This window comes from Effusibacillus dendaii, assembly GCF_015097055.1.
GTDB classification, from domain to species: Bacteria; Bacillota; Bacilli; order Tumebacillales; family Effusibacillaceae; genus Effusibacillus; species Effusibacillus dendaii.
In genome coordinates this window covers 1265195-1286224 of sequence record NZ_AP023366.1, presented here as the reverse complement: position 1 = coordinate 1286224, position 21030 = coordinate 1265195, and the positions used below count along the sequence as shown (strand labels likewise).

24 protein-coding genes are annotated in these 21030 nt (G+C 50.4%); 13 read left to right on the top strand and 11 right to left on the bottom strand.

Features of this window, described 5'->3' with window-relative positions; genetic code table 11:
* Positions 1-40: 40 nt before the first annotated feature.
* The 6 genes from skT53_RS06835 to skT53_RS06810 all read right to left on the bottom strand — a co-directional run bounded on the left by skT53_RS06835 (position 41) and on the right by skT53_RS06810 (position 2461).
* Positions 41-589, bottom strand: coding sequence for a hypothetical protein (locus tag skT53_RS06835; RefSeq protein ID WP_200760360.1), 549 nt, complete (start codon positions 587-589; stop codon positions 41-43).
* Positions 590-710: 121 nt separating this feature from the next.
* Positions 711-887 (bottom strand): hypothetical protein, encoded by a 177-nt coding sequence (locus tag skT53_RS06830; protein ID WP_200760359.1) that lies wholly within the window; start codon positions 885-887, stop codon positions 711-713.
* A gap of 97 nt (positions 888-984) precedes the next feature.
* Positions 985-1158: a hypothetical protein gene (locus tag skT53_RS06825; RefSeq protein ID WP_200760358.1), complete on the bottom strand. Its 174-nt coding sequence runs from the start codon at positions 1156-1158 to the stop codon at positions 985-987.
* 12 nt (positions 1159-1170) lie between these two features.
* Positions 1171-1353: a hypothetical protein gene (locus skT53_RS06820; protein ID WP_200760357.1), complete on the bottom strand. Its 183-nt coding sequence runs from the start codon at positions 1351-1353 to the stop codon at positions 1171-1173.
* A gap of 74 nt (positions 1354-1427) precedes the next feature.
* Entirely contained in the window at positions 1428-1691 is a 264-nt protein-coding gene (locus skT53_RS06815; protein ID WP_449757739.1) for a hypothetical protein, read from the bottom strand.
* A complete protein-coding gene (locus tag skT53_RS06810; protein ID WP_200760355.1) occupies positions 1655-2461 on the bottom strand; it encodes an AMP-binding protein in 807 nt (268 codons plus the stop codon). The genes skT53_RS06815 and skT53_RS06810 overlap by 37 nt, the downstream gene beginning before the upstream one ends.
* 179 nt (positions 2462-2640) lie before the next feature.
* On the opposite strand from skT53_RS06810, the gene skT53_RS06805 reads away from it, so the two are divergent.
* Both skT53_RS06805 and skT53_RS06800 read left to right on the top strand, forming a co-directional pair.
* Entirely contained in the window at positions 2641-3252 is a 612-nt protein-coding gene (locus tag skT53_RS06805; protein ID WP_200760354.1) for an NUDIX hydrolase, read from the top strand.
* Positions 3253-3407: 155 nt separating this feature from the next.
* A complete protein-coding gene (locus tag skT53_RS06800) occupies positions 3408-4001 on the top strand; it encodes a winged helix-turn-helix domain-containing protein (protein WP_200760353.1) in 594 nt (197 codons plus the stop codon).
* A gap of 152 nt (positions 4002-4153) precedes the next feature.
* Here skT53_RS06800 and skT53_RS06795 read toward each other — a convergent pair whose 3' ends face one another.
* On the bottom strand, positions 4154-5392 hold the full coding sequence (locus tag skT53_RS06795; RefSeq protein ID WP_200760352.1) for an aminotransferase-like domain-containing protein: 1239 nt from the start codon (positions 5390-5392) through the stop codon (positions 4154-4156).
* A 139-nt stretch (positions 5393-5531) separates the two neighbouring features.
* Between skT53_RS06795 and skT53_RS06790 the strand changes: the two genes are divergently transcribed.
* Entirely contained in the window at positions 5532-5960 is a 429-nt protein-coding gene (locus tag skT53_RS06790) for a GNAT family N-acetyltransferase (protein ID WP_200760351.1), read from the top strand.
* Here the strand turns inward: skT53_RS06790 and skT53_RS06785 are convergent.
* Genes skT53_RS06785 through skT53_RS06770 form a run of 4 tightly spaced genes read right to left on the bottom strand, consistent with a single transcriptional unit; the run spans position 5952 to position 10038 of the window.
* A complete protein-coding gene (locus skT53_RS06785) occupies positions 5952-6461 on the bottom strand; it encodes a transcription repressor NadR (protein ID WP_200760350.1) in 510 nt (169 codons plus the stop codon). The two genes, skT53_RS06790 and skT53_RS06785, sit on opposite strands and share 9 nt — an antisense overlap.
* Positions 6462-6488: 27 nt before the next feature.
* Positions 6489-7589: a quinolinate synthase NadA gene (gene nadA / locus skT53_RS06780; protein ID WP_200760349.1), complete on the bottom strand. Its 1101-nt coding sequence runs from the start codon at positions 7587-7589 to the stop codon at positions 6489-6491.
* A gap of 35 nt (positions 7590-7624) precedes the next feature.
* On the bottom strand, positions 7625-8455 hold the full coding sequence (nadC, locus tag skT53_RS06775; RefSeq protein ID WP_200760348.1) for a carboxylating nicotinate-nucleotide diphosphorylase: 831 nt from the start codon (positions 8453-8455) through the stop codon (positions 7625-7627).
* A 2-nt stretch (positions 8456-8457) separates the two neighbouring features.
* Entirely contained in the window at positions 8458-10038 is a 1581-nt protein-coding gene (locus tag skT53_RS06770) for an L-aspartate oxidase (RefSeq protein WP_200760347.1), read from the bottom strand.
* A 147-nt stretch (positions 10039-10185) separates the two neighbouring features.
* Here skT53_RS06770 and skT53_RS06765 point away from each other — a divergent pair, with 147 nt between their 5' ends.
* The 10 genes from skT53_RS06765 (at position 10186) to aspS (ending at position 21026) form a co-directional block, all read left to right on the top strand.
* Positions 10186-11367, top strand: coding sequence for a cysteine desulfurase family protein (locus skT53_RS06765; protein ID WP_200760346.1), 1182 nt, complete (start codon positions 10186-10188; stop codon positions 11365-11367).
* Between the two features lie 318 nt (positions 11368-11685).
* Positions 11686-13284 (top strand): acetate--CoA ligase, encoded by a 1599-nt coding sequence (locus tag skT53_RS06760; protein ID WP_200760345.1) that lies wholly within the window; start codon positions 11686-11688, stop codon positions 13282-13284.
* A 94-nt stretch (positions 13285-13378) separates the two neighbouring features.
* Positions 13379-13702 carry an ArsR/SmtB family transcription factor gene (locus tag skT53_RS06755; RefSeq protein ID WP_200760344.1) on the top strand — a complete coding sequence of 108 codons (324 nt, stop codon included), beginning with the start codon at positions 13379-13381 and terminating at the stop codon, positions 13700-13702.
* 20 nt (positions 13703-13722) lie between these two features.
* Positions 13723-14784, top strand: a complete 1062-nt coding sequence (gene arsB, locus skT53_RS06750; protein ID WP_226375361.1) for an ACR3 family arsenite efflux transporter — start codon at positions 13723-13725, stop codon at positions 14782-14784.
* Positions 14785-14819: 35 nt separating this feature from the next.
* Positions 14820-15104 (top strand): low molecular weight phosphatase family protein, encoded by a 285-nt coding sequence (locus skT53_RS06745; protein WP_200760342.1) that lies wholly within the window; start codon positions 14820-14822, stop codon positions 15102-15104.
* A gap of 15 nt (positions 15105-15119) precedes the next feature.
* A complete protein-coding gene (locus skT53_RS06740; protein WP_200760341.1) occupies positions 15120-15584 on the top strand; it encodes an ArsI/CadI family heavy metal resistance metalloenzyme in 465 nt (154 codons plus the stop codon).
* Positions 15584-16012, top strand: coding sequence for an arsenate reductase (thioredoxin) (gene arsC / locus skT53_RS06735; protein WP_200760340.1), 429 nt, complete (start codon positions 15584-15586; stop codon positions 16010-16012). The genes skT53_RS06740 and arsC overlap by 1 nt, the downstream gene beginning before the upstream one ends.
* Before the next feature lie 497 nt (positions 16013-16509).
* On the top strand, positions 16510-17226 hold the full coding sequence (locus tag skT53_RS06730; protein WP_200760339.1) for a class I SAM-dependent methyltransferase: 717 nt from the start codon (positions 16510-16512) through the stop codon (positions 17224-17226).
* A gap of 733 nt (positions 17227-17959) precedes the next feature.
* Complete coding sequence (gene hisS / locus skT53_RS06725) at positions 17960-19216, top strand: histidine--tRNA ligase (RefSeq protein ID WP_200760338.1); 1257 nt, start codon at positions 17960-17962, stop codon at positions 19214-19216.
* A 16-nt stretch (positions 19217-19232) separates the two neighbouring features.
* Positions 19233-21026 (top strand): aspartate--tRNA ligase, encoded by a 1794-nt coding sequence (gene aspS, locus skT53_RS06720; RefSeq protein WP_200760337.1) that lies wholly within the window; start codon positions 19233-19235, stop codon positions 21024-21026.
* Positions 21027-21030: the final 4 nt, after the last annotated feature.

The following is a 21030-nucleotide window of genomic DNA, read 5'->3' as shown; positions in this document are numbered from 1 at the left end:
TTGTGTTTGAATGAAAAGGGACCTGCGGAGAGTTATCCATTTATTCCCCGCAGGTCTTTTGCGTATAAGGAGAGGCTCGTGTCAGCGTTGCAAAAAGTTTTCCACCCGTTGGGCGGTGAAGCTTGGCTAAGGCAGTTGTCGAAGCAGGTACAATTTCGCATTCAATTGTGTCAACTGGGCAATCGATTCTTCGGTCAAGCGGTTGATTTCTGTCAGTTGATCGGCCTTCCGGCCGCTTTGTGAGGCGGACTGATCTGTCGCCTGCAACCGATTGATTGATACCGCTGACAGTCTGATTTAACGTTTGCAGGCCCTGATCCATATCGGCGGTTGCCGACTGCAGTTCCTGTACGTTGCCAGACATATGGACCGTCACCGCTTTCAACTCTGTCAACCCGCCCAATCCGTCTTTCATGCCGCTAAACAATTGCTGGGCTTCCGTCACTTGTGTTTTGAGTTGTCCCGCATTCACCACGATCCTGTTCTGCAGTCCCATTTGAATCAGCCCATTAGCCCTTAATCCCAGCAGGCATAGAAGAGTGATCTTTTGGGGAATGGATAGGCTCAGTAACTTATGAATCGGTTTCATGGGGTCACCCCCGGCAGCTTGCTGTTCATCTCATCCGTGTCCTGCTTCATGCGGGACAGATTTGCCCGATCCTGATTGGTAATCTCTTTCAGTTGAACCAATGTTTACGTTACCTGTTGATCTATTTGCCGGGTGGTACCATTACATTCTGCAGCGATTTGTTTTTGTCTATAATCGCTTTCTGGACAGTGATCAGTCGGGATGTGGAATCCAGGCTCGTATTCAGTCCGTGGTAAATTTTTCCGAGGTAAAAGGTGGTCACTGTCGTTTGCAGAAAAACACCCATCACGACGACCATCACCACATATCCCAATGCTTTCAGTACCCTATTGGTCTCCCCCCAACCTGTTAGGGCATATTTTGGACGAGCTGATCGGTTCCTGCCGCGGCTTGGCTCAGTTTGTCAGCAATTCGTTTGTTGATGCCGCAGCCTGATCGGCTATTGTGGAAATTTGCCCGGATGTGTTTTGCATTTGCCGAATCGAACCGGATTGGTTGGCAGAATGGTTTTTAACGCTCTGCAGGTCGTTTTTTAGAGTATCAGCCAATCGATGAAGGTTATCGCTCAATTCCACCTGCTTTTAAAACTGGTTCAAATTGGAAAGCGACGCATCTTGTTCGCCCAAACCTCCCTGCAGATTCGACAAATACCCGCTAATTCGTGTGGGGGTTGTCGCCAGGGAATCAATTTGCTGCATATTGCCGAGAACCTGGCTGTTTACATCGTTGATGCCATTGTTGTGGGCATAGATATGACGAATCAATCCGATTACATCCAATTGTTCCGGGACACGTGGGACAGGCGAGAAGACAATGACTGCAAACGGAATAAGAAAGGCTAGACCGGCACGAATTCGGAACTCAGCACAAGCGCCCGTTTCGGCCGTTCAAATTCGGCAAAATCTTCTGTCAGCCTGCTTACTTCCTGCCGCAAAAGCGACTGGATGACGCCCGACTGCACCCATACTTCCCGGTTTTCTCCCAATCCGTTTGCCGCCGCGATCGGCTGTAAAGCCGAAAAATCAGGCACCAGCAAACAGGTGACATAGTTGTGTTTGTCGCCAATTAACAACGCTTCTGCGATATAGGGGCTGAGTGTAATTTTGTTTTCGATGGGCCATGGGGCAATATTTTTACCGGTTGCCAGTACGAGAATATCCTTTTTCCGATGACGATGGATACATACCCGTCATGAATTGCCGCAATATCTTCTGTCTGCAGCCAACCATCCGGTGTGAACAGCTCAGCGGTCGCTTCCGGAGCGCGATAGTATCCCTGCGTCACGTTTGGGCCTTTGACCAGCAGTTCTCCATCCTCCGCCAATTTGACCTCCACACCTGGAATCGGGCGACCCACAGTGCCGGGGCGGGCCTCACCCAGCGGATTGGCGCAAATAACCGGCGCTGATTCGGTCATGCCATAGCCTTCATACACCGGCACACCCGATTTATTGAAAAATTCAGCAATTTCTTCCGCCAATCCGGCCCCTCCTGATACCACCAGGCGTATTCTGCCGCTCAACCCGGACCGGATTTTTTTCTGGATGGATCGCTGCAACAGTCGGGAATTTTGCATGCATTTAGGCATTCGGGACACTTTCTGATTAACGGCGGAATACACCTTCTCCAATTGCCTGGGAACAGTACATAACACTGTGAGGCGGACTTCCTTCAGATTTTGTTGAATCTGTTCAATGCTTTCGGCGTAAGCGATTGCCGCGCCGCTTGCCAGGGTGGCGAATTGGCCAACCGTTCGTTCAAATATATGGGACAGCGGCAGATACGACAGGGCAAAATCGCTGATCGCCCACTGTGGCCAGTTGGTGGACAGGATGGCCACCTTCTCTCCCGGTTGGATGCCGTATACGAGCAAACAGAATTTTTTGCCTGTAGCCTATACAAAAGGCTTCTACCGAAGCATATTCAAGAAGAAGCAGCGTCTAATAGAAGAAGCCTTTGTTTTACAAGAGCATGCCGGTTACCTCTAAGAGAGCTTCCATTGCGGGGTGAGATTCGTTTGTGATACCATAAAATAGAATAGGCGGGGAAAACATGAGAGAGTTGATTGACCAATTTATTCGGAACCGGAAAGCGTTTGTAATGGGACACGAAAACCTATTTAAATCTGCTGTTTTGCTGCCTTTGGTAGAACGAAACGGTGAGTGGTGCGTCTTATTTGAAGAGCGAGCCCATCATTTGAATCGGCAGCCGGGTGAGATTTGTTTTCCGGGCGGTCGGATGGACCCGGATGATGTAAATCCGCAAATGACGGCAGTCAGGGAAACGTGTGAAGAACTTGGACTGCGACCGACCGATTTGGAAATTCTCGGTGAACTGGATCAGGTGATTAACCAGTTTCAAATGGTTCAACCGTTTGTCGGACGCATTTTCGATTGGGAACGGATACAGCCGGACTCAAACGAAGTGGCAAGCGTTTTTTTTGTTCCTTTCGATTTTCTGAAACATACGGAGCCGGACTTGCACTACGTGGATTTGCAAATGACGCCCCGGGAAGATTTTCCGTTCGAAAAAATCCCAAACGGCAGGAACTATAAATGGCGTAAGGGACAAGTACCGGAATATTTTTATGAGTATGAAGGGCGTATCATCTGGGGATTGACAGCCAGGATTTTGCATCATTTTATCAATTTGGTTCGGGAATAACAGTTTCGGTTTGCGGACTTTTCGATGGAAAGTCCGTTTTTTATGCGGCTTCTGGTATAGGGATGTGACAAAATGTTTGTCGCTGAGCTATCCGTATCTTTTGCAGCAAGCAATGAAGAAGGCTACGATAGTATCTTTCTTTTGGGAATAATTGCATGGAAAGGGGGCTGGTCATTAAATTGATGCTTGTCTCAGAAAACGATGCGCAAGTTACGTTGTTTCAACATCTGTTCACGGAACTGGAAGTCATTCATGTTCCGTCCCGGGCGCAAGCCCGGAAACAACTGAAAGAAACGGATTGGATGACCGTGTTATTGGATATTCCGCAATGTACCCATGAGGATTTTCAGTTTTTCCGGGAAATGCGCAAAAATACGAATGCACCTGTTTTGCTGTTAAGTTCAGAGCAAACCGAATCAGGAAGCGTGCAAGAGTACGAACAAACGGCGTTGCGGTTATCAGAAGGATTTAGTAAATTTCTCCAGTTTTTGAACCGCCCAATGCGGGTTCAGTCGGCCGTTTCGCAGGAAATGATTGAAAATAGCGTTCCGCTCGGGGACAATGTATATTTTGATTATTTAAACCGGACGGTGATCCGAAACGGGAAATTGTTTCAGCTTACCAATATAGAATTTCGTCTCCTGTTGGCGCTTGTGCAGCGAACAGAAGCGCCGTTAAGCAGTCAGGAATTATATGAGCTTGTATGGCAGGACAGAGAAGAAGTGAATATCAACAACCTTTATGTTTAAATACGACAGCTGAGACTGAAATTGGAAGAGGATCCGAAACATCCAAAACTATTACTGACAACGAAGAAACGAACAGGCGTTGTAAAAGGTTTTACGCTGTGCCGGGCGAGGTAACGCAGGGCCGAGCGAGTAGGGAGAAAATCCCTGTCAGCTTACGTTCTGTAGGAAACCGAACGGACTATCTTAATACAGCCCGCAGCCGCTGAATCCCCTCCTCGATCTCTTCGAATCGTCAACTTCCGTCGTAATTTTTCCACATTTTCTTTCCACTCACCTGCAGTCAGGTAGATGTGGGTTATGTGCTGGTTGACAGCACTTGTTCCCAGGTCGATCTGCTGCTTCGCGTCGGCAAGTCTCCCGATCACCTGCTCAGGTCCCACGATCCAGCCAATACGCAACCCGGGCGCCACCGATTTGGAAAGACTTCCTACATACATGACGGTCTGATTTCCGTTATCCATCACGAATAGAGGCAGCGGAGGCAAGGCTGTCCCTTGCAGGTTTAAATCCGCATACGCAGCATCCTCTACAATCGGGATGCGAAGCCGAGTGCAGATATCGAGCAGTTTTTGCCTGCGGTCCAAATCCAGAGTGGTGGTTGCCGAATTCTGATAGGTAGGGTTGACAAAAATCATCTTGATTCTATGTTTTCGTTGGAGCGAAGCGACTGCTTCCGGCAAAAGCCCGTCCTCATCCATCGGTATGCGAAACAGGCGAAGTCCGGCAGAACTACACAGCGGCAAGGAATATAAATAGGACGGTTCCTCTAAGCCAACCGCATCGCCCGGCTGCAGCAGACAGATGGCAATCAGATGCAGCGCCTGCTGGGCTCCTGCAGTAATTATAATCTGCTCAGGAGACACACGGCTAGAATGTTCCACTGCCAGAAGATCGGCAAGTGTGGAACGTAAAGTGAGATCCCCCTTCGGATCGGGGTAGCCGAGTGGGATGGAGAGCGATGCCTGCTGGAGAAGACGGTTCAAAGATTGATAAGGTAACAGGTCGGGCGCCAGTTCTCCCCGGGCCAGATTGATAATGCCCGGAATCTGACTCGCATCCCGGATTTTTCGGATGATTGGCAAGCTGGGCTGAAATGCGCCATTCGTTGTGTAGCTTTTCCAATTGGGTACTCGTTTCGGATCGATACCCCACAGATGCTCGCTAACCCGCGTACCGCTGCCTTGCCGGGATTGAATGAGACCCGTCGCCTTCAGTTCATCGTAAGCGAGCGTGACGGTGCTGCGGTGAACGCCAAGATTGACTGCCATTTGACGCTCCGCTGGAAGCGGCGAGCCGGGAGCCAGTTCGCCTTTCAATATCTCTTCTTCAAAATAATGGACGATCTGGCGAAAAATCGGTTCTGCCTTATTGGGATCCGGTTTCCAGTCCAACGAATCGCCTCCTTTTTGTAACGTTTGCCTTTATCATATAAAAATTGGCGGGTAACAAAACCGCCAATTGGCCGGAGACAGATCGACCGTTTGCGTGTACATTCAGTAAGGAAGGCCATTATAGAGAGGAGAAGTGAAGATGTATACCGTATCGACTGACCGTGATCGGCTCGATCTTGACCGTGTGTATTCTTTTTTACATAAGGAGGCGTATTGGAGCCAGGGGATACCGCGTGAAATTGTAATTCGTTCGGTGCAGAACTCGCTTTGCTTCGGAGTGTACCTGGGGGAAGAACAGGTGGGTTTCGCGCGGGTGATTTCCGATTTTGCCACATATGCCTATCTGGCTGACGTATTTATTACAGAGCCGCACCGCGGACGGGGACTGTCCAAATTACTGCTGGAGTCGATTTTGTCGCATCCCGATTTGCAGGGGATCCGCCGCTTCATGTTGATGACTCAAGACGCGCAAGGGCTTTACGAAAAATTCGGATTTCAAACGGTGGCCGTTCCGGACATGCATATGGAACGGGTAGTGCCGATCGATCAATTGTATGGTTCAGACTAACCAACAAGCGTATCCTTCTGCGCGGAGCGCTTCTTTCGCTGCCTGAATCGATTCCGGATCGTCTGCCGCCAGCGTATGGTAGTGCAGTCCGCCAGTTACTTCCGAAAAAAGTGGGATACCGGATTCCGACCGCTTTTGCAGAAACTCTTTCACATCTTTCAGAGTGGCAATATCAAGCGAGCCGCGAATCCGGCCATAGACAGGGTGCTCAATAAACACATCCTCGACCATAACATGGTGGGCTACCAGAATTTCCAGTTCTCTTGGCAGCTGCTCAGACGTATGGATAATTTTCAATATTTCGCGATGACGTGTTTTGGGTGTCCGTTCCAAAATGTAACCTTGTGTTGTACTGATGATCGAAAATCCGTCTCTTCGCAAAAATGCAATGTCTTGCACAATGGTCTGCCGTGTGACATCCAATCGTTCCGCCAGATCGGCGCCCGCAATCGGATCTTTTGATGCTTTCAAAATCTCTAACAGCTGCTGTCGGCGATCCATGTACAGACATCCTCCTTTAACAAGAAATCAGGAAATTTGCAGCATCCGGTCGATTGCCGCTTTCGCCCAGCGGGCGGTGTCAGGCGGGACCATGATGATGTTTTGCGGCTTGCCGGTCAGAATGTTGTCGAGCGACCAAAGCAGGTGCGGCCGGTCAATCCGGTTCATGGTCAAGCAAGGGCAAATCATTTCGTTCAAGGAAACAATCAGTTGTTCCGGGTGTTCCTGTTTTAAGCGGTTCACCAGATTATGCTCCGTGCCGATCGCCCATTTGGTACCGGGGGGAGCATTGCGAACCGCTTTAATGATAAAATCGGTGGAACCGTTTTCGTCTGCCAATTGGACTGTTTCATGCATACATTCGGGATGCACCAGGACACGGATACCCGGATATTTGGCACGCACTTCATGAACATGGCGCGGCTCGAATTTGGTATGCACCGAACAGTGTCCTTTCCAAAGTATAACACGCGGGTCTCCTTTTCCGTAAGGAAACTCAAGATTCATTTGCTGCGGGTTGTAAACGCACATTTCGTTCAGCGGAATGCCAAATTTTACTGCCGTATTGCGCCCTAAATGTTGGTCGGGCAGAAACAGGATGCGCCGTTTCGCCTGCAGTGCGTAAGCAAATATTTTTTCGGCGTTCGATGAAGTGATGGTCAGCCCGCCGTGTTGCCCGACAAACGATTTAATGGCAGCGGTGGAATTCACGTACGTTACCGGGATGATGGAATCTCCGTACAGATTCGTGATCATTTCCCAACATTCTTCCACTTCCTGATCATCTGCCATATCGGCCATCGAACAGCCTGCATTTTGATCAGGCAGGATTACGATCTGTTCGCTGGCGGTCAATATGTCAGCCGTTTCCGCCATGAAATGTACGCCGCAAAAAACGATATAGCGGGCACTGTCCAGTGAGGCGGCAATTCGTGCCAACTGCAGCGAATCACCGCGATGGTCAGAATGGGCAATGACGTCATCCCGCTGGTAGTGGTGTCCTAAAATCACGAGATCTTTATCCAACGCTCGTTTGGCGGCTCGAATCCGTTCATCCAACTCTTCGGAAGACAGCAATGCATATTCATGAATTTCAGACTGCATCGAAAAATTGACCGGTGCGGACATGGGAATCCCCCTCTTCAGAAGTGATAAATCAACAGTTAGGAAAGATCAAGACTAATATCGAACGCGCGGACCGAATGGGTCAGCCAGCCAAGCGAAATATAATCGACGCCGGTCATTGCGAAGTCCCTGACCGTCTCCGGCGTAATGCCGCCGGACGCTTCCGTGACCGCTCTTTTTTTCACAATCTCGACGGCCAATGACATGGCGGCCGGTGTCATGTTGTCGAACAAAATCGCGTCCACTCCGGCTTCTGCCGCTTCCTTTACCTGCTCCAGGTTGTCTGCCTCCGCTTCGATTTTCACCAGATGACCGACCTGTTGTTTGATTTTTCGGACGGCGTTCTTGAGGGAACCGGCAGCCGCAATATGGTTGTCCTTGATCATTACGGCATCGTACAAGCCAAACCGGTGATTGACGCCCCCGCCAATCGTAACCGCATATTTGTCGAAGATACGCAAACCGGGCAGCGTTTTCCGTGTGTCGGTAATGCGTGTCGGCAAATTCTCTACTTTGCGGCAAACATCACGCGTTACGGTCGCGATTCCAGACATGCGCTGCAGGAGGTTGAGCGCGACCCGTTCCGCTGACAGGATCGCCCGCGCATTCCCGGTCACGGTGGCCAGTACATCGCCTTTCTGTACATCGGTGCCGTCCGGCAGGTGAACTTCAAATCGAATGTGAGGGTCCAGCAGCCGGAATGTTTCCTCCGCTACTGAAAGACCGGCGATTCTTCCTTCCCATTTGGCCAAAAAGTGGCCCTGAATCTGTTGATCGGGTTCAAACAGGAGCTCCGTAGTGATGTCACGGGTACCGATATCTTCGATTAACGCCTGCTGTAAAAACTGACGTACCATCAATGGATTCATCTCTATACCTCCATGTTCAGTTGGTACAGGGAACTTTCGCTGCCAAGCTGTACGAACTGTTTTGTAAGAACCTGCAAGGAATGAGTCTTAAACAGCCGGTCTGGTTCCGGAAAATCGGACCGGTAATGGGCGCCCCTGCTTTCTTTTCGCCATAATGCGGCTTCTACGACCAAGCGGGCGGCTGTCAACAGATGATGATCCGCCCGATTGAAATCGGGCAGATCATGCATCCAGTTTGCGATCTGCCGCCAGGCGGCTATCAGGTCGGCTTCATTGCGAACAATACCGACATGGGTCCACATGATGGTTTGTACTTGTTTCAACAGCCAAGGACTCAATGATACGTTCAGAGTTTGAATATGGTCGATCTGTGTCTTGGGCAGTCGGGAGGCGGTTGAAAGTTCTGTCATGTCCGCCAACTCCTGTGCGGCAAGTCGTGCCATTACGAGACCTTCCAGCAGGGAGTTGCTTGCCAGCCGGTTTGCCCCGTGCAGTCCGCTGGAGGCGGCTTCCCCGATAGCGAATAATCGATTGACCGATGTACGACCGTGAGCGTCTGTCTGGATGCCGCCCATCGTATAGTGAGCGGCGGGTGCAATGGGAAGCAGGTCGGTTGATGGATCCAGGCCGATTTTGTGGCAGGATTGATAGATGGTTGGAAACCGACCTGAAAAATTGGGTATGGCGCGTGCGTCGAGAAACACGTCTTGGCCGGTTTGCATTTCTGCATAGATGGCTCTTGCTACCACATCGCGGGAAGCGAGTTCTTGGCGCGGATCGTAGCGGTGCATAAACCGTTCCCCGTTTGCGTTAACCAGTATGGCTCCATCTCCCCGGACCGCTTCCGAAATCAAAGGCAGCGGGTGGCTGTCTGTCCGCAGCGCTGTCGGATGAAACTGAACAAATTCCATGTCGCGCAAAACAGCACCCGCTCGATAGGCGAGAGCGAATCCGTCACCAAGGCTGCCCGACACGTTGGTTGTGTATTGAAACAATTGGCCCAATCCGCCCGTCGCGAGCACCACCGCTCGTGTTTGCAGCCAAACGGGTTGACCGTCAACCGTTTTGGCAAGCAAACCGCTGCATTCTCCGTTCTCCGTTAAGAGCTCCAAGACGGTGGTATGTTCCCAAATGTCGATATGGGGGTGTCTTGCTACGTGTGGAAGCAGGGCTTCCACCAGCAAGCGCCCGGTCGCATCACCGCCTGCATGCACGATCCGTCTCCGGCTGTGTGCGCCTTCTCTCCCCATACACAGATTCCCCGCTTCGTCGCAGTCGAAAGGGACCCCCAACTGCTGCAAAAATCGAATCACATCGGGAGCCTCATCCACGATGGCGCTAACCGTTTGAGAGTCACACAGCTCTTGTCCGGTTATCCGTGTATCTTCCTGGTGCAGCAGCGGGTTGTCGTCAGCTGCGAGTGCAGCCGCTATGCCGCCCTGTGCCCGGCTGCTGTTGCTGTCCCGGAGCATTCCCTTGGTCAGCAAAGCGACCCGGCCGTGCTGAGCTGCCAGCAGGCTGATGGTGAGTCCGGCAATACCCGAGCCTACAACTGCAAAATCGATTTGTACCGATTGCCGCATGATTCCCGCCCCCCTTTCGATCTGCTAAAAACTATGACCCTATTATGTGGAAGAATGATGTATACTGTCAAGACATATGTAATTACAGGTGTAAAATGTTGTGTAAAATGATATTATTTCAACATATATTCCGGTGAGGTGTGAAGAATGTTTTGTGCTGACAAATATTTTGATCATGCGGCGACCACGATTGTGAGGAAAGAAGCGTATGTGGCAATGGAGCCTTTTTTGAAAGAGATGTTTGGCAATCCGGCCAGCTTGCATCAGTTTGGTTTGCAGGCAAAAGAAGCGGTGGAAGCGGCGAGGAAAACGGTGGCAGAGACGATTGGCGCGTCAAGCAAAGATTTGATTTTTACGGGAAGCGGGACCGAGTCGAACAATCTGGCCGTATTGGGTGCGGCAAGGCGAATGAGACAATTGGGAAAAGGAATGCATTTGGTGACGAGCGAAGTGGAGCATCCGTCTGTCAGGGAAGCAATGCGGGCACTTGGCAGGGAAGGATTTCAGGTGACTTGTGTGCCGGTTGATTCCTATGGTCGTGTAAACCCGACTGATATTCGGGCTGCGATACGACCGAATACAGTGTTGATCAGTATCATGCATGCCAATAATGTGACAGGAACGATACAGCCGATTCAGGATATTGGGAAAATAGCGCGTGAGCAAGGGGTGCTGTTTCATTGCGATGCGGTGCAGTCCTACGGGAAGCTGCCTTTACATGTAGACGATCTGCAGGTCGATCTGCTGACGCTCAATGCGCATAAAATAGGCGGCCCAAAAGGTGTGGCCGCTTTATACGTGCGGAAAGGGGTGCGGTTGGATCCGATTTTGTACGGAGGCGGCCAGGAACGTGGGCTGCGGCCGGCTACCTTGCATACAGCAGGGATTGTCGGATTTGCGAAAGCGGCTGTGCTGGCCGTGCAGGATCAGGCAGCGGAATGGGAGCGGATGACGCGATTGCGCAGCCGGTTGGTTGAGCGTTTGAAACAAACAATTCCGGGTTTCACGGTGAACGGATTTACGAGGGGCTCTGGCTTGGAAGACAGGGGTGTGGAAGGGCTGCCTCACATTTTAAACATCAGTATCGCGCGGATTGAGGGACAGGCATTGATGCTGGAGTTGGATCGATTTGGTTTTGCGACTTCGAGTGGATCTGCCTGCAGTGCGACCGACCATGAACCCTCCTACGTCTTGTTGGCGATGGGGCGATCGCGGGATGCGGCGCTGGAAAGCTTAAGAATCAGCATGGGACGAACAACGACGGAGGAAAGCGTCGACCAGCTGGCATCCGCTTTGGAGCAAGCGGCAAAACAGTGGCGGAGTGGGTGAGAGTTATGGAAACGTTCCCATGCAAGTTCCGTCAGAATCAAATGTATCGATAAATCCTTTGACGCATTGATAGATGGATCATAATTTTCCTGGAATATTAGCTTTTGATCGGATTCTTTTCCTGCCAAATTCAAGAGCATTATATACGCCGGTTGCCATTATGATATATTACATTTATGTGCAGTGTAAGATGATCCAAAGAATAATTGACAATCAGAATGTATGTGTCAAAAGGGCACACACTCATCTTGCTATATATGAACTTTTTGACGGCGTACGATTCGGGGCAGAAAAAATAAAGTCGCAGGGGGAACCAAAATGGCAGAGGCAAATGGCAAATTTTCATTTGAGATTCCGGAGTATTATAATTTCGCAGGACAGGTAAGCGCCTATGCGGACAAGAATCCGGACAAAGATGCAATTGTAGCCGTTAATGAAGCGGGAGAAGCACAATCGGTCACATATCGGGAGTTAATTTCCCTTGCGAACCGGATCGGGAATGGACTGCGGTCCTTGGGAGTACAACAGGGCGACAAAGTGATCGTTCTCGTTCCCAGAGGGATTGACGCATACGGAATTTATCTTGCCTTAAACAAAATCGGCGCCGTAATCATCCCCTGTTCCGAAATGCTGCGGGGTAAAGATATTGAGTATCGTGCCAACCATGCCGGGGTAAAAGCGGTTATTTCATTTTCCGGCGGCGTGCAGGAGGTGGAATCGATACGCGCAAGCTGCCCGACAATTGAACATTATATTGAGCTCGGTGGAGGGAAAACGGGGTGGGTATCGCTCGAAGAGTTGGCTTCCAACTCGCCGGATACGTTGGAGGCGGTCAATACGCACTCGGATGAGCTGGCTTTTCTTTCTTACACATCCGGGACGACCGGCGGACCCAAGGGGGTCATGCACGTTCACGGTTGGCCCTATGCGCACCTGTCTGTGGCGGCGACCTATTGGCTGGATGTGCGGGAAGAGGATCTGGTTTGGGCCACTGCGGGTCCCGGGTGGGCAAAGTGGGTGTGGAGTCCGTTTGTTGCCACACTGGGGATGGGAGCCACCGCTTTTGTCTACCAGGGGAGGTTTTCGCCGGAATCATATTTAAAAATAATCGAACAATACCCGATTTCCGTTTTATGCGCGACCCCTACAGAATATCGGTTAATGGCGAAAGTATCGGGCATAGAGAATTTTAAATTGAAGGCGCTTCGATCTGCCTGCTCTGCCGGAGAGCCGCTCAATCGCGAAGTGATTGACACGTTTCGGCGTGTGTTTCAGATCACGGTGCGCGACGGTTACGGTCAAACCGAAAACACGCTGCTTGTCGGAACTTTTGTCGGAGTGGAACCAAAGCCCGGTTCCATGGGCCGTCCATCGCCTGTTGTACGAGTGGCCATTATTGACGAAGCCGGGCAGGAGGTGCCGGTGGGGGAAGTGGGCGATATAGCGATTGACCGCAACATGGTAGCTCTGTTTAAAGGGTATCTGCATGATCCGGACCGTACCGCAAAGGCATTTCGGGGCAACTGGTACGTAACAGGCGACCAGGGACGACTGGATGAGGATGGCTATATCTGGTTTGAGGGTCGGGCGGATGATATTATTATTTCTGCAGGATATACGATCGGCCCGTTTGAAGTGGAGGATGCGCTTGTAAAACATCCGGCGGTTGCCGAATGTGCGGCGGTGGCAAGCCCCGATCCGGATCGCGGCGCGGTTGTAAAAGCGTTTGTGGTATTGAAAAAAGGCTATGAAGGATCCGAAGCACTGATACGAGAGCTGCAGGAACATACAAAGACATTGACAGCTCCCTATAAATACCCTCGAAAGATCGAATTCGTGGACGATCTTCCGAAAACGACATCCGGCAAAATCCGGCGAATTGAACTGCGCATGAAAGAAAAGCAAATGCAGGGATAGGAAAAAATCGATAGCAATCACTTGCTATCGATTTTTTTGTGTATATAATTATCATATAATAATATCGTTATATGGTTTAGGGGTGATCCCAGAAGTGGAATTCGATAAATTAGCGGATGTTTTTAAGGCATTAGGAGATCCAACCCGGTTACAAATCGTTTCTTTGCTTAATTCCCGCGATTGTTGCGTTTGCGAGTTGGTCCCCCTGTTCAATATCTCCCAACCGGCAGTTTCAAAGCACATGAACCGGCTGAAAACGGCAGGCCTTGTCCATGAAACGAGAAAAGGGCAGTGGGTGTTTTATTCATTGAATCGTGAAACGTTAAGTAAACTGGGTGTTGCGTTAGACAATTTGCCGGATATGTCCGGCAAATTTAAGGAGTTGGAAGATAAGGGACTATTGGTATCCTGCGATTAAAACGGAAAGGAATGTTACAAGTGGACGAAAAAGTCGGAAAAAGATTGTCTTTTCTGGATCGATATTTGACCCTGTGGATTTTTGCAGCGATGGTGATCGGAATCGGAGCCGGATTTTTGTTTCCGAATTTTGTGGATCTTTTGAATCAATTTCAAATGGGCACCACTTCGATTCCGATCGCGGTTGGATTGATCCTCATGATGTATCCGCCGCTTGCAAAAGTCCGGTACGAAGAGATGGGGCGTGTTTTTCGAAACGGCAAAATCCTGGGATTGTCCTTGGTTCAAAACTGGGTGATCGGTCCCGTCTTAATGTTTATTTTGGCTATCATCTTTCTACAGGGTTATCCGGAGTACATGGTGGGTCTCATCATGATCGGTTTAGCGCGCTGCATCGCGATGGTCATCGTCTGGAATGATCTCTCGAAAGGAAATGCGGAATACGCAGCTGGACTTGTGGCATTCAATTCTATTTTTCAAGTCTTATTCTATTCGGTCTATGCGTATGTCTTTGTGACGATCCTACCAGAATGGTTTGGATTACACGGGATGGTCATCAAAATCACCATCGCAGAGGTTGCTAAAAGCGTCTTCATTTATCTTGGCATTCCGTTTTTCGCAGGCATCATTACGCGCTACTCGTTGGTCAAAGCAAAGGGACGCACTTGGTATGAGGAAGTCTTTATTCCGAAAATCAGTCCCATTACCTTAATCGCCTTGCTCTTTACGATTATTGTGATGTTCTCACTAAAAGGCGACATGGTTGTCCGTCTGCCTCTTGATGTAGTCCGAATTGCCATACCGCTCCTGATTTACTTTATCGTCATGTTCTTATTGTCCTTCTTTATGGGGAAGCGGGCAGGAGCTGACTACTCTGTCACATGTACCCTGTCTTTTACGGGGGCAAGCAACAATTTCGAGTTAGCGATTGCCGTTGCGGTTGGAGTTTTCGGGATCAATTCGGGGGCGGCCTTTGCGGCTGTCATTGGCCCTCTTGTGGAAGTTCCTGTCATGATCGCTTTGGTCAATGTTGCTCTGTGGTTTCAGCGTAAATATTTTCAAAAAGCATCGGCAGTACGATAATGGCGTTCATGAAATAGAAGGGAGGAGAATGGATTTTGAAAAAACCTGTGCGCCCAAATTGCAGAAGCCTTTGCAAAAATTTTATTCATGAAAACTTTCGTCGATTCGCAAGTTATCGTGAAATTGTGCGAGCAAGTAAAAGAAAGATGCCCGATTATTTTATTCCTTTCGGTACTCGACAAGAGGAATGGAATATACAAGACCCGATTAACGATTCAGAATCACGAATGGAGGATTTTCGCAAGACTAGGGATGAAATCCAAAAACGGGTGAAAGAACTACTTTATGATTTACAGATACCTGTTATCAGCCAACTTTGAAAGGAGACTAATATTATGCAAACATTTCGCATGCACGTAGCAATCAACGTCGGCAACCTTCAGGAAAACTTGAAATTTTACCGCGCTTTCTTTGGCGAGGAACCGACCAAAGTGAAGGAGAACTATGCGAAGTTCGAACTCAACAATCCGCCGCTTCATTTTTCGATGAACGTGCGTCCGCACGAACGGAAAGGAGTGCTCAATCATTTGGGATTCCAGGTGGAAAACACGGAGGCGGTACTAGCGATGAAAGAGCGCTTCCAAAAAGCGGGTCTCGTGTCGATCGACGAAATGGGAACTACTTGCTGCTATGCTGTTCAAGATAAAATTTGGGTGCGTGATCCTGAGGGAAACGCGTGGGAAATCTTTTACACCAAAGAGGATTCTGAATTTGAATCTGCAGGAGAAGCTGTGATGGAAGGGGTTTGTTGCGTGCCGTCCCCTGTAACCGACTTCGTAGAGCTGGAGGAACTGAAATAATGGCGGACAAGAAAAAAGTAATTTATTTTCTTTGTACGGGCAACTCTTGCCGCAGCCAGATGGCCGAAGGGTGGGGGAAGCATTTCGGCGGGGATAAGGTGGAAGTGTACAGTGCAGGAATTGAAACACACGGACTGAATCCCAGAGCGGTTGCGACAATGAAAGAAGCGGGAATCGACATCTCGAAACAAACATCAGATCTGATCGACCCGGAGATTTTGAATCAGGCTGACTACGTGATTACGCTCTGCGGAGATGCGAATGACAAATGTCCCGTCACGCCTCCCCATGTGAAAAGGCTTCACTTTGGACTGGAAGATCCTGCGAAAACGACCGGGACAGAAGAAGAAATCCAAGCGAAGTTCCGTGAAGTGCGGGACAATATCCGCGACCGAATTAAACAGTTTTTCAACGAGGTTCTTGCATAATGAAAGGCCAAGGATTTGTATGTCGAAAATCCCCGTGACGACGGATTCGTCCGGGGCAATTCCGGGACAATGAACCATCTATTTTCAATATTGCGTGATCTGCAGAAGCGTATTTGCGGCCTGGTGTACGATAATGTGCCAAATCACTGCCATAATACATACGTTATGTAATAACGATATTGTAAAAAAGGAGAAAACTGCAAATTCCACGCAGTATCACCCGTCGATTTTTTGGCGAGAGATGGAGCGTTACAGTTTGGAATGGGCCGCAATGCAGCTAAACATCAAAGAATACGATTTGATTCACTGTCATGACTTTATGATGGCACGGGCGCTGTCCCGTGCGAAGCCCTCCCGTGTTCCATTAATCGTTTCCCTCCATAATTGTAAATATCATGAAGCCATCATTAATACCAGTATGTGTTAGAATGTGAAAGAACGGCGAACTGTCGCGTTCGAGTTGAGAAGAGTCGAGACAGATGAGGAGAGTGGAGTGTATGGCGAAGTTGGAGAGCAACGATGTGTATGAGCAGGACGGGGTCGCGATGACCAGCCGCTCCTTCCGGGAGTATCAGAGCATGTTCGCGCTGCAGGAAAACGTGTTAAAAAGCGGGCCGATTTTGGATGTGGCGGCAGGCGCCTCCTCATTTACCGCAGAAGCGAATCTGCTTGGGTTGCAATCGTATGCAGTGGATCCGCTGTATCATTTGACAGCGGAACAGATGCATCAGCACGGACGCAAGGAGATTGAGGAATCTACCGCAAAACTGGAAAAAATCGCCCATCGGTATGATTGGAGTTTTTACGGCGATTTGGCAACTCACAGACAAAATCGGGAAGATTCGCTGGAACGGTTTATCAGCGATTACAAAACAGGGCGGGGCAGCCGGTACAAAATCGGTTCACTGCCGAGACTGCCGTTTGCCGGCAACAGTTTTTCTCTGGTTCTATGCAATCACTTTTTATTTTTGTATCAGGAGCAGTTCGATTATGATTTTCATCTGCAGTCTGTTCGTGAGCTGATCAGGGTCTGTCGAACAGGCGGGGAAGTTCGCATATATCCGCTGGTCACGCTTCGCAGAGAACCTTATCTTCATTTACAGCGGTTGATTGACGAGATACGAAAAGCGGGTCAACGGGTGGAGCAGATCCCCATCGATTTTCAATTTGCGCCAGATGCAAACCGATTTTTGCAAATTCGGAAGGAAGCTTGACATTCCTGGCACGGTTGCGTAAGATACACTGGAGAAAACATGTACGTTTTATCCATATACGATTCGTTGAAGGGAAGAGTAGCAAAAACAGGCTTGGCCAGAGAGAAGACGCCGCGGCTGAAAGCGTCTTTCCAACGCAGTCTTTGCGAATAACATCCTGGAGAACTCACTGTGAAACAAACCGAATGCGGGCAAAAAAAACCGGGTCACTTTGTTAGGGTGTGCCAGTTGAATGCTTCCGTATTATTGCAGTAGCAGTCGAGCGCGGCCGGGCGTTAACGGAGAGCGGGAGTTTGCGTCGAGTGGTCTTGCGATGCGGCTCCAAACAGGGTGGTACCACGGGTGATTCGATCTCTCGTCCCTGGCAGACGGCCGATTTGTCGTTTTGTCAGGAACGGGAGATTTTTTAGTACGGCGGACTCATTAACGTACCAAAATTGTACCATCAGATGGAGGTGTACCCTTTCGGTTTCTGTTGTCTTCCGGCATAGAAGCAGAATGATCAGGGAGCGACCGAGCGACCAAGTACCCATCGCAGAATATGCTAGCGATCATTTTCCGATTCTCATGGGTACTAGACCGCTCGGCCCTCCCTTCAGCACGGAAAACAAAAGAAATCGAAAGGGCACACCCCCACCCCTCATGTACAAGAAGAATTTAGTGAAGTACGTTAATGAGTCCACCGTAGTCGTTTGATGAGATGGAAAGGTATGTTTGAACGGAGGGATGGCTTATGTTTACCGGCAAGCCAAGGGGAACGTACGATATTCTCCCCGGCGAAGTGGAGAAATGGCAGTATGTAGAGAAAGTGGCGCGGGATGTATGCAAACGATTCAATTATCACGAAATCCGCACGCCTGTTTTTGAACATACAGAACTGTTTGCACGGGGAGTCGGCGAAACAACCGACATAGTGGAAAAAGAGATGTACACGTTTGCGGACCGGGGAGAGCGCAGTTTAACGCTGCGGCCGGAAGGAACAGCGGGCGCGGTAAGGGCGTTTGTGGAGAACAAACTGTACGGACTGCCGCAGCAGCCGACCAAACTGTACTACATTGGTCAGATGTTCCGCTACGAACGGCCGCAGGCGGGACGCAACCGGCAGTTTGTCCAGTTCGGTACGGAGGTGCTTGGCTCTGATCATCCAAGCGTCGATGCGGAGGTGCTGTCTCTGGCGATGACCTTTTTGACGGAAGCGGGTGTCCAAAACCTGTCGCTGGAGATCAACTCGGTGGGATGTCCGGACTGCCGCGCCGCCTATAGGGAAGTACTCAAGAAATACCTGGCGGGCAAGCTCGATCAACTTTGCAAAGACTGCAACTCCCGCTATGAACGGAATCCGATGCGTATCCTCGACTGCAAGCTGGACAAGGATAAGTTTTCCGATGCGCCGGTGATGCTGGATCATCTTTGCGAAGGATGCCGGACTCATTTTGAACAACTGCAGGCGTATTTGTCCGACGCGGGCATTCCTTTTACGGTTAATCCGTACATTGTGCGGGGGCTCGATTATTATACAAAAACGGCGTTTGAAATCATTGTCGATGGTGCGACCGTGATCGGCGGCGGCCGCTACAACGGGTTGGTCAAAGAACTGGGCGGGCCGGAAACGCCAGGCATCGGGTTTGGCTGCGGTTTGGACCGGGTGGTGTTGACGCTTTCGAATCAGAATGTCGAATTGCCGATCCAGCAAACGATCGACGCTTTTCTGGTGACGCTCGGGGATGCGGCCGACCGCAAAGCGGTGTCGCTGCTGCAGCAGCTTCGCCGCGCGGGACTGATCGCCGAAAAGGACTATCTGGCGCGCGGCATGAAGGCCCAGTTGAAAGCGGCCGACCGATTGGGTGCCAGACAGGTGATTATTTTGGGGGACGATGAATTATCGCAGGGCGTGGCCAACGTGAAAAATATGGCGACAGGCGAACAGTCAACTGTTCCCTTGGCCGAGTTGGCGGATAAAATTTTGCATGCAAGACGTATCGACAACTGAAAGGAGTCCATTTTATATGTCACAACAGGTGAAAGCATTGGAACTGTACCGCACCCATAACGCAGGGGAACTGCGGACGAAAGATTCCGGTCAGGAAGTGGTGTTGAGCGGTTGGGTAAGCCGCCGACGCGACCTGGGCGGTGTGATTTTCATCGATTTGCGCGATCGCAGCGGCATTGTGCAGGTAGTGTTCAATCCGGATTTTTCATCGGCGGAGCTGATGGAACAGGCGGACAAGCTGCGCAATGAATATGTGGTGTCGATTCGCGCCAAAGTCGTGACCCGCGACCCATCGACCGTCAATCCGAAAATTCCGACGGGCGAAATCGAAGCACAGGCGTTGCAGATGGAAATTCTCAACACGGCGAAAAATCCGCCTTTCTACATCCAGGACAACGTTGACGTAGACGAGATGGTGCGGTTGAAATACCGCTATCTTGATCTTCGCCGGCCGGAGATGCAGAATGCGCTGATCCTGCGCCACAAAGCGATCCAGCATATTCGCTCTTTTCTGGACCGGAACGGCTTCCTCGACATCGAGACACCGATGTTGACACGTTCGACGCCGGAAGGGGCACGCGATTTTCTGGTGCCGAGCCGTCTGCACCCGGGCGAATTTTACGCGCTTCCGCAGTCGCCGCAGCTGTTCAAGCAGCTTCTGATGGTATCCGGGTTTGAGCGCTACTATCAGGTGGCTCGCTGCTTCCGTGACGAAGATTTGCGGGCTGACCGGCAGCCGGAATTTACACAGGTCGACATTGAGATGTCGTTTATGAAACTGGAAGATTTCCACAACATGCTGGAAGAAATGATGGCGTCACTGTTTAAAGAGACGCTGGGTGTGGAGATCCCGCTTCCATTCCAGCGGATGCCTTACAAAGAAGCGATGGACCGTTATGGTTCCGATAAGCCGGATGTGCGTTTTGGCCTGGAATTGAAAGATGTGTCATCGATTGCGGCAAACTGCAACTTTAAGGTGTTCAAATCGGCCATCGAATCGGGTGGTGTGGTGAAAGCGATCAATGCCAAAGGATGCGGCCATTACACGCGCAAACAGATTGACGAGCTGGAAGAGTACGCGAAGCGGTACGGCGCGAAGGGCATGGCCTGGATGGCGTTTACGGAAGAGGGACTGAAATCGGCCATTTCCAAATTTTTCACCGAGGAAGAAATCGAGTCGATCAAACAGATTTGCGAAGTGGAAACGGGCGATTTGCTGCTGTTTGGGGCGGACAAGGCAAAAGTTGTGGCAGACGTGCTCGGCAACCTGCGCTTGAAACTGGGACGCGACCTCAATCTGATTCCGGAAGGGACATTCAAATTCCTCTGGATCACCGAATTCCCGCTGCTCGGCTACGATGAGGAAGAAAAACGCTGGGTGGCGGAACATCACCCCTTCACCATGCCGATGTGGGAAGACCTTGACAAACTGGACAGCGATCCGGGCAGTGTGCGGGCGCAGGCATACGACATGGTGCTCAACGGATACGAAATTGGCGGCGGTTCGATGCGGATTTTCCGGCGCGATATCCAGGAAAAAATGTTCAAATCGCTTGGCTTCTCGATGGAAGAAGCGTATGAAAAATTCGGCTTTCTGCTTGACGCTTTTGAATACGGAACACCGCCGCACGGTGGCGTAGCGTTTGGATTGGACCGGATCATCATGCTGATGGCAGGCCGCCAGTCCATCCGTGACACGATCGCCTTCCCGAAAACGCAGTCGGGCAGCGACCCGCTCACACAGGCGCCGTCTGACGTGTCGGAGCGCCAGTTGCGGGATTTGCACATTCGATTGGCGGAACAGAGGTGAACAG

What these genes read in the sequence shown, in the direction of transcription:
- skT53_RS06765 (WP_200760346.1), top strand. Translation starts at nt 10,186, where the DNA reads ATGTTTTGTGCTGACAAATATTTTGATCATGCGGCGACCACGATTGTG.
- skT53_RS06785 (WP_200760350.1), bottom strand. Translation starts at nt 6,461, where the DNA reads ATGGATCGCCGACAGCAGCTGTTAGAGATTTTGAAAGCATCAAAAGAT.
- skT53_RS06830 (WP_200760359.1), bottom strand. Translation starts at nt 887, where the DNA reads ATGGTCGTCGTGATGGGTGTTTTTCTGCAAACGACAGTGACCACCTTT.
- nadC (WP_200760348.1), bottom strand. Translation starts at nt 8,455, where the DNA reads ATGAATCCATTGATGGTACGTCAGTTTTTACAGCAGGCGTTAATCGAA.
- skT53_RS06790 (WP_200760351.1), top strand. Translation starts at nt 5,532, where the DNA reads ATGTATACCGTATCGACTGACCGTGATCGGCTCGATCTTGACCGTGTG.
- skT53_RS06770 (WP_200760347.1), bottom strand. Translation starts at nt 10,038, where the DNA reads ATGCGGCAATCGGTACAAATCGATTTTGCAGTTGTAGGCTCGGGTATT.
- arsC (WP_200760340.1), top strand. Translation starts at nt 15,584, where the DNA reads ATGGCGGACAAGAAAAAAGTAATTTATTTTCTTTGTACGGGCAACTCT.
- skT53_RS06760 (WP_200760345.1), top strand. Translation starts at nt 11,686, where the DNA reads ATGGCAGAGGCAAATGGCAAATTTTCATTTGAGATTCCGGAGTATTAT.
- skT53_RS06800 (WP_200760353.1), top strand. Translation starts at nt 3,408, where the DNA reads ATGGAAAGGGGGCTGGTCATTAAATTGATGCTTGTCTCAGAAAACGAT.
- aspS (WP_200760337.1), top strand. Translation starts at nt 19,233, where the DNA reads ATGTCACAACAGGTGAAAGCATTGGAACTGTACCGCACCCATAACGCA.
- hisS (WP_200760338.1), top strand. Translation starts at nt 17,960, where the DNA reads ATGTTTACCGGCAAGCCAAGGGGAACGTACGATATTCTCCCCGGCGAA.
- skT53_RS06835 (WP_200760360.1), bottom strand. Translation starts at nt 589, where the DNA reads ATGAAACCGATTCATAAGTTACTGAGCCTATCCATTCCCCAAAAGATC.
- skT53_RS06730 (WP_200760339.1), top strand. Translation starts at nt 16,510, where the DNA reads ATGGCGAAGTTGGAGAGCAACGATGTGTATGAGCAGGACGGGGTCGCG.
- nadA (WP_200760349.1), bottom strand. Translation starts at nt 7,589, where the DNA reads ATGTCCGCACCGGTCAATTTTTCGATGCAGTCTGAAATTCATGAATAT.
- skT53_RS06805 (WP_200760354.1), top strand. Translation starts at nt 2,641, where the DNA reads ATGAGAGAGTTGATTGACCAATTTATTCGGAACCGGAAAGCGTTTGTA.
- skT53_RS06740 (WP_200760341.1), top strand. Translation starts at nt 15,120, where the DNA reads ATGCAAACATTTCGCATGCACGTAGCAATCAACGTCGGCAACCTTCAG.